6 protein-coding genes are annotated in these 7,106 nt (G+C 35.3%); all 6 read right to left on the bottom strand.

Features of this window, described 5'->3' with window-relative positions; translation table 11 throughout:
- Positions 1–42 precede the first annotated feature (42 nt).
- Positions 43–996, bottom strand: a complete 954-nt coding sequence (locus ABVT42_RS21345; protein WP_367024399.1) for an RHS repeat domain-containing protein — start codon at positions 994–996, stop codon at positions 43–45.
- Positions 997–1,219: 223 nt separating this feature from the next.
- The gene (locus ABVT42_RS21340; protein WP_353898094.1) at positions 1,220–1,813 is read right to left on the bottom strand and encodes a hypothetical protein; all 594 of its coding nucleotides are present in this window, start codon (positions 1,811–1,813) and stop codon (positions 1,220–1,222) included.
- On the bottom strand, positions 1,806–4,307 hold the full coding sequence (locus ABVT42_RS21335) for an RHS repeat-associated core domain-containing protein (RefSeq protein ID WP_367024397.1): 2,502 nt from the start codon (positions 4,305–4,307) through the stop codon (positions 1,806–1,808). Before ABVT42_RS21335 ends, ABVT42_RS21340 begins: the two co-directional genes overlap by 8 nt.
- Positions 4,308–4,612: 305 nt before the next feature.
- Positions 4,613–5,194, bottom strand: coding sequence for a hypothetical protein (locus tag ABVT42_RS21330; protein WP_353898057.1), 582 nt, complete (start codon positions 5,192–5,194; stop codon positions 4,613–4,615).
- A gap of 10 nt (positions 5,195–5,204) precedes the next feature.
- Positions 5,205–5,543, bottom strand: a complete 339-nt coding sequence (locus ABVT42_RS21325) for a hypothetical protein (protein ID WP_353898058.1) — start codon at positions 5,541–5,543, stop codon at positions 5,205–5,207.
- Between the two features lie 2 nt (positions 5,544–5,545).
- Positions 5,546–7,106, bottom strand: a 1,561-nt coding sequence (locus tag ABVT42_RS21320; protein ID WP_367024394.1) for an RHS repeat domain-containing protein, incomplete at its 5' end; no start/stop codon positions are given.

Here is a 7,106-nt window from a genome sequence, read left to right as displayed (position 1 = left end):
GCAAGCACTAAAAAGCGGACGATGTTAATTGGGTAAAGTCGTTTAATTCTTGCACAATCTTATGATAAATAAATTGGCAAGAAGTATGATGGTAAAAAAGTAAACTACACCCAGTGTTAATACACCATCATCGGGTGCAGTAATGGAATTAACTTGGCCCAATGCATTGTAACCATAGGTATAAGTCCCACGCGGAATCACTAAGTTATCTAAACGACTATTATTGGCTTGATAGTTGAAAGTTAACTCTTGTAAATCTGGCCGGATAATTTTATCCAACTTGCGATCTTTATCATATTGATAAACCGTTTGCGGTTCGGTAATACCATCAACCACTGGCGGGGTATATTTATCGGCCTTGTTAACACTGTTGTAGTTAAAGTAATGCTTAGGCTGCCCAGGCGGCTGGAGCCATTCTAAATTACCATTGGCATCAAATTTTTGATTTAACACGCTGTTATCATGATAGGTAATTTGATTCACTCGACCCAAATCATCATAGGCAAATGCTGTTGTTTGATTTTCAGCATTAACAATGGAAGTTACCTGGCCTTTACCTGCCGCTTCATAAATATAGGTTGTTGTTCTATCTCCAGCAGTAACCGTTTTAATACGCCCTCGATTATCGTAATCAAAACTCACAGGGGAAAGACCAGTCACCTCAGCTGAATTTAATAATCCCGTTAATGGGTCGACCTGTTGTGTCACCACACGATTTTCAGCAGAAGTGACGGTACTCAGTCCTGTCACATAATTAGTGTGGACTGTTGCGGTATTTCCATTTTGGGTCAGGCTAGTAGTAAGCTCCCGCATATCCGTATTATTGGCTGCATACTGCTTATCAATCGTAATACGACTAACCACATCATCTGAATAGGTTGATGTAATGGTTTTAGGAATTTCCAACAGCGTTTTTGTGTCAATGATTTTATCAATCACTGTGGTAACACCAAAACGAGTGGTGGTGGTTTTCAGTTCATCTTTTTGTTTAATCAACGTTGAAGAAACATTACTTCTTCCTGTGGTGACAAATTGGGTATCACCATTTTCCAGTTCTGTTTCTACAGTGGTAAAACTATTTAACTCTGCTGTTGAATAACCATAAGTGACCGCATTAGATGTTTGATCTTTTTCTCCTAAATTTAATCCGTAGATATACCTTCCAGCTTGATGATAAAGTGTTTATATATTGTAAAATACACCCGACCCCTTATATTAATTACCCTCTAGCTTGTCTTTTTAAAACACCAACATTTATCAGCACAAAAATACAATTAACTGGCAAAATAAGGCAAAGTAAAGTAATAAAATATTGAAACAAAAAATTTAAAGCCAATCCATTTAATTTAAACATTAATTTAATAAAATAGAGACATAGCCCTATCATAAAGCTACTGAAAAATAATAACATGACACTCCAGCATGAAACATTACATTCAACTTTTTTCATCCAACCAGATAAAAAAGAAAGCAACAATGTTAAATAAAAGAATGTAGGAGAAAAATTAAACCTTACAAATCTTCCAGGATCTTCTTCTCCAAAAAGAATCATTATATACATGAGTAACACTATAAATAATAGTAAAACAAATACTGTATAGATAAAAACTCTCAAATTATTTTTATCTAACAATATTTTAGATATTGAATAACTATTATAAGCTATAAAAATCACCATTAAATAAATTGTATTGTAACCAAGATATTTTTCTACTCCAATTATTCCTCCCAGTATATAGTTAGTTAATACAAGAAGTTGGCCAGCTAAAATTAAAAACATTAGAAATATAGATATTATATTTTCCCTATTCAACGGTAATTTCTCCATATTTTGTTATAGGTGATGGGTCACTTAATAGTTTCCACCAAGGAATGGCATTATCTGTAACTGTTTCTTTAGAAGTAGAATTGATAAGGTCCCTTATTTTATTCCAATCATCCCAATCATTAGCAGCAATACACCCTATAGTATTACCAGGATTATGTAATCGAAATCTATCTCTACCTGTAGGTTCATGCTTATCGTTCCATGGAGAACTATCTTGAGCATCCAATCTAAATGATTCGGGATTTTTAGCTTGATCTAAAATATCATATTTACCACTTGGCAATGGGTCACCATATGGATGCCCACCTGATGTTGCTTTCGTTATAATAACTTGCATTCTTTCAGAGTCGATAATTATTAATAGTCCTGATTCACGATTATAATAGCCATATACTTCTAAACCATTAATATCTATTAAATTTATCGGATCACTAAACACATACCCATAAATATTACTATCCCCACCATTAAACCGAATCGGATCCTTACTCGTCCACCGCCCAGCTTGTGGATCATAATCCCTAGCCCCAAACCGAGTCAGCCCAGTATCTCTATCATAAATACCACCAGCAAAACCAAACGGCTGAAACCCAGGGTTAGTGTCTAATGTGACATTACCAAACTCATCATAATCCATTTGTTGAACCACGTCACCATTGGCAATATCAACCACCAATAATGGACTGCCTAAATGATTAGAAATTATTCGGTAAGTCTTAGTGCCTTTAATGAGATAATCCGGTACATTAATTTTACTACCGTAAACAAATCGACTAATGATATTATTATTGCTATCTAACTCCGCGATAGGATTGAGTTGATCAGCATATAAAAAGCCTTGAACTAATGTGCCGTTAACCTTTTTACCAATGCGTCTATCAGAGCCATCAATAATATAATCAATAGTCGTATTAGATGAATCACCAGGAATGATGACCTGCATTAAGTTACCTAACACATCATATTGATAGCTCGTCGTTTTACTGGTATCCGTATGAGTTTTACTTTCTAGCTCACCATTCTTGCTATATTGATAAGTGTAACCGGCATAACCTGTTAATCGGTCTTGCTCATCATAGCTGCCACTTTCAACAATAACATTATCAACCTTTTTAAAAGTTCGATTACCGTTATCATCGTAATCATAATCGATGGTCTCACCGCCTTGAATCACTTTATCCAGTCGTCCAGCATTATCATATTGATATTCAATATTGGTTGTCACACCTAAAATAATTTCCGACTTGTTGGTAATTCTTCCAAGTTTATCGTGGGTGTAAGTCACATCATAAAGTGAATTAGAATCATAACTGGCACTATTTGTCCAAAGCTCACCAAAAGTGGTGTATTCTCTATCGGTGGTTAACTTCCCTAAAGTAGTACCACTAATCAATCCACCTTTTTGCTCTTCATGACCAATAATCAAATCACCCGCATTAGTCAGTAAATTATCTTTATCATAAAAATAATCCAAACAATCCGTTGTATTCACACACTGCGCTTTAATTAACAAATGATTATTGTATTGTTGACTCACACTACCCGTAATATCACCAGACCAGGTTTGTGATGTTGGTAAATCACCCAAATAACCCAGTGTTAATACACCATCATCGGGTGCGGTAATTGAATTGACCTGACCTTGTGCATTGTAGCCATAAGTATAAGTCCCACGCGGAATTACTAAGTTATCTAAACGACTATTATTGGGCTGATAGTTGAAAGTTAACTCTTGTAAATCTGGCCGGATAATTTTATCCAACTTGCGATCTTTATCATATTGATAAACCGTTTGCGGCTCGGTGATACCATCAACCACTGGCGGCGTATATTTATCGGCCTTGTTAACACTGTTGTAGTTAAAGTAATGTTTAGGTTGACCCGGCGGCTGGAGCCATTCTAAATTACCATTGGCATCAAATTGTTGATTTAACACACTGTTATCATGATAGGTAATTTGATTCACTCGACCCAAATCGTCATAGGCAAATGCTGTTGTTTGATTTTCAGCATTAACAATGGAAGTTACCTGACCTTTACCTGCCGCTTCATAAATATAGGTTGTTGTTCTATCTCCAGCAGTAACGGTTTTAATACGCCCTCGATTATCGTAATCAAAACTCACAGGGGAAAGACCAACCACCTCGGCTGAATCTAATAATCCCGTTAAAGGATCGATCTGTTGTGTCACCACACGATTTTCAGCGGAGGTGACAGTACTTAACCCGGTCACATAGTTAGTGTGCACCGTTGCGGTATTACCATTTTGAGTTAGGCTAGTAGTTAACTCCCGCATATCCGTATTATTGGCTGCATATTGCTTATCAATCGTAATACGACTAACCACATCATCTGAATAGGTTGATGTAATGGTTTTAGGAATTTCCAACAGCGTTTTTGTGTCAATGATTTTATCAATCACTGTGGTAACACCAAAACGAGTGGTGGTGGTTTTCAGTTCATCTTTTTGTTTAATCAACGTTGAAGCAACATTACTTCTTCCTGTGGTGACAAATTGGGTATCACCATTTTCCAGTTCTGTTTCTACGGTGGTAAAACTATTTGACTCTGCTGTTGAATAACCATAAATGACCGCATTAGATGCTTGATCTTTTTCTCCTAAATTTAATCCGTAGATATACCTTCCAGCTTGATGATAAAGTGTTTATATATTGTAAAATAAACCCGACCCCTTATACTTATATTTGCTTACTTCATTTAATATAATCTATTTCTCAAACCAAGATATCTGACTCTGCTTTTTCAAATGATAATAAAAATAGATCAATTATATTTATCAATAAATATTTTTAATTTTTTTAACTCATTAGCATCCATTTTTTCAGTCTTATTAATACTCATATAACAATTTGACAACTCTGTTAATTTTGCTCGCTCAAAATCATCTGACGATGCATATTCATCAAAAAATTCCTGCATTTTCTCTTTCTCATTCAAACCAAGGTAAATCTTACAGCACAATATTAATTCTTGGTTTTTTAAATAGCGCCAATATTGATTATTCTTAAGCTCATGAAAGCCCCCCAGCTTTTCTAACTCTCTTAATGATGTTTTATAATTTTTCTCATCAAAAAAGTAATACGCTAGATATTGGCGAGCCCACCAATAAGACCTTGAAGTTTTACCAACATCTGATAACAAGCATCTTATTTGATTTTTTATCTCATCTGTCCAATTGCTTAAATTATATAGACAATACCCCTTAAGATAATTTCCTTCAGAACTATCTATTTTATTTTTATCAACAGAAGCGACTATTTTTTTTAATTCTATATCTCTTTTCGTCACATCTTGAATAGATTCAATTTCATCAACTTTTTTCCACAACAATCTAATAGTATCCATATCTGGAGCATCAAATACATGTATAACTAAAACTTACCGTCCCACCAACTACATTCTGCAAATCAAGCAAATATTCAGGAATGTCAATAATAACTGTTTCTTCATTTGAAGAAGCAGAAACCAAAAATCCAAATTGAATATCATCAGTAGACTGCTGAATAAGTTCTTGTAAAAAATTAGCTTTTATATTTTTATCCAAGATCACCACCAGCACCCTCCTGGATTCATCTTTATGAGAGCGACCTTTCCTGTATTTTATTCCATTCAGATAGTTTTCTTCTAAATACAATAAGCCTTTATCTGACAGACCGACTATTCTAAATACACACTTTGTTGAAATATTACTCACTTTTATAGCCCCATATATTCTTTTGCAACACCTCTTAATACTTCATAAGGAAGACTATCCCCACCAGTATACCCATTATCAATTTTCCATTCTTCAAGGTAATCACCAAAATCTCTTCTATCATCAATATTATACTCTTTACATATATCATTTAATTGCTTTTTTTCTTTTTTTTGTTTACCTCTTTTCTTTTTATTATCTTCAAAAATTTCTTTGTGAGCTTTAGAGTGCTGCTCTTTGTGAGAGTCATAAGTTGTTTTATTCCTATCCTTTGCTTTTTTCTTTGCATTATCAAGAAATTCAGGCCACAACCCGTTGAGATCAATCCAATTCACAGGATCACTAAACACATACCCATAAATATTACTATCCCCACCATTAAACCGAATCGGATCCTTACTCGTCCATCGCCCAGCTTGTGGATCATAATCTCTGGCCCCAAACCGAGTCAGCCCCGTATCTCTATCATAAATACCGCCAGCAAACCCAAACGGCTGAAACCCAGGATTAGTATCCAACGTGACATTACCAAATTCATCATAATCCATTTGATGAACCACGTCACCATTAGCAATATCAACCACCAATAATGGGCTGCCTAAATGATTAGAAATAATACGGTAAGTCTTAGTGCCTTTAATAAAGTAATCCGGTACATTAATTTTACTCCCATAAACAAATCGACTCACCACATTATTATTACTATCTAACTCTGCGATTGGATTGAGTTGGTCAGCATATAAAAAGCCCTGCACTAATGCACCGTTCACTTTTTTACCAATGCGTCTATCAGAGCCATCAATAATATAATCAATAGTCGTATTAGATGAATCACCAGGAATGATGACCTGCATTAAGTTACCTAACACATCATATTGATAGCTCGTCGTTTTACTGGTATCCGTATGAGTTTTACTTTCTAGCTCTCCATTCTTGCTATATTCAAAAGTATAACCGGCATAACCTGTTAATCGGTCTTGCTCATCATAGCTACCACTTTCAACAATAACATCATCAACCTTTTTAACCGTTCGATTACCGTTATCATCATAATCATAGTCAATGGTCTCACCGCCTTGAATCACTTTATCTAAACGACCCGCATCATCATATTGGTAATCAACAATACTCGACACACCTAAAATAGTTTCTTCTTTCTTGGTAATTCTGCCGAGTTTATCGTGGGTATAAGTGACATCATAAAGTGAGTTAGAATCATAACTGGCACTATTTGTCCAAAGCTCACCAAAAGTGGTGTATTCTCTATCGGTGGTTAATTTGCCTAAAGTAGTGCCACTAATTAACCCGCCCTTTTGTAGTTCATGACCAATAATCAAATCACCCGCATTAGTCAGTAAATTATCTTTATCATAAAAATAATCCAAACAATCCGTTGTATTCACACACTGCGCTTTGACTAATAAATGGTTATTGTATTGTTGGCTCACGCTCCCCGTGATATCACCAGACCAGGTTTGTGATGCTGGTAAATCACCTAAATATCCCAGTGTTAATACACCATCATCGGGTGCAGTAATTGAATTGACCTGGCCCAATGCATTG

It is taken from the genome of Aliikangiella maris (genome assembly GCF_040719265.1).
GTDB classification, from domain to species: Bacteria; Pseudomonadota; Gammaproteobacteria; order Enterobacterales; family Kangiellaceae; genus Aliikangiella; species Aliikangiella maris.
Note: the sequence above shows the minus strand (reverse complement) of the source record. Positions and strands in the feature narration are given on the sequence as shown.

Excerpts from the sequence above, each read along its gene's own strand:
- ABVT42_RS21330 (WP_353898057.1), bottom strand. The coding sequence starts at position 5,194 with ATGGATACTATTAGATTGTTGTGGAAAAAAGTTGATGAAATTGAATCT.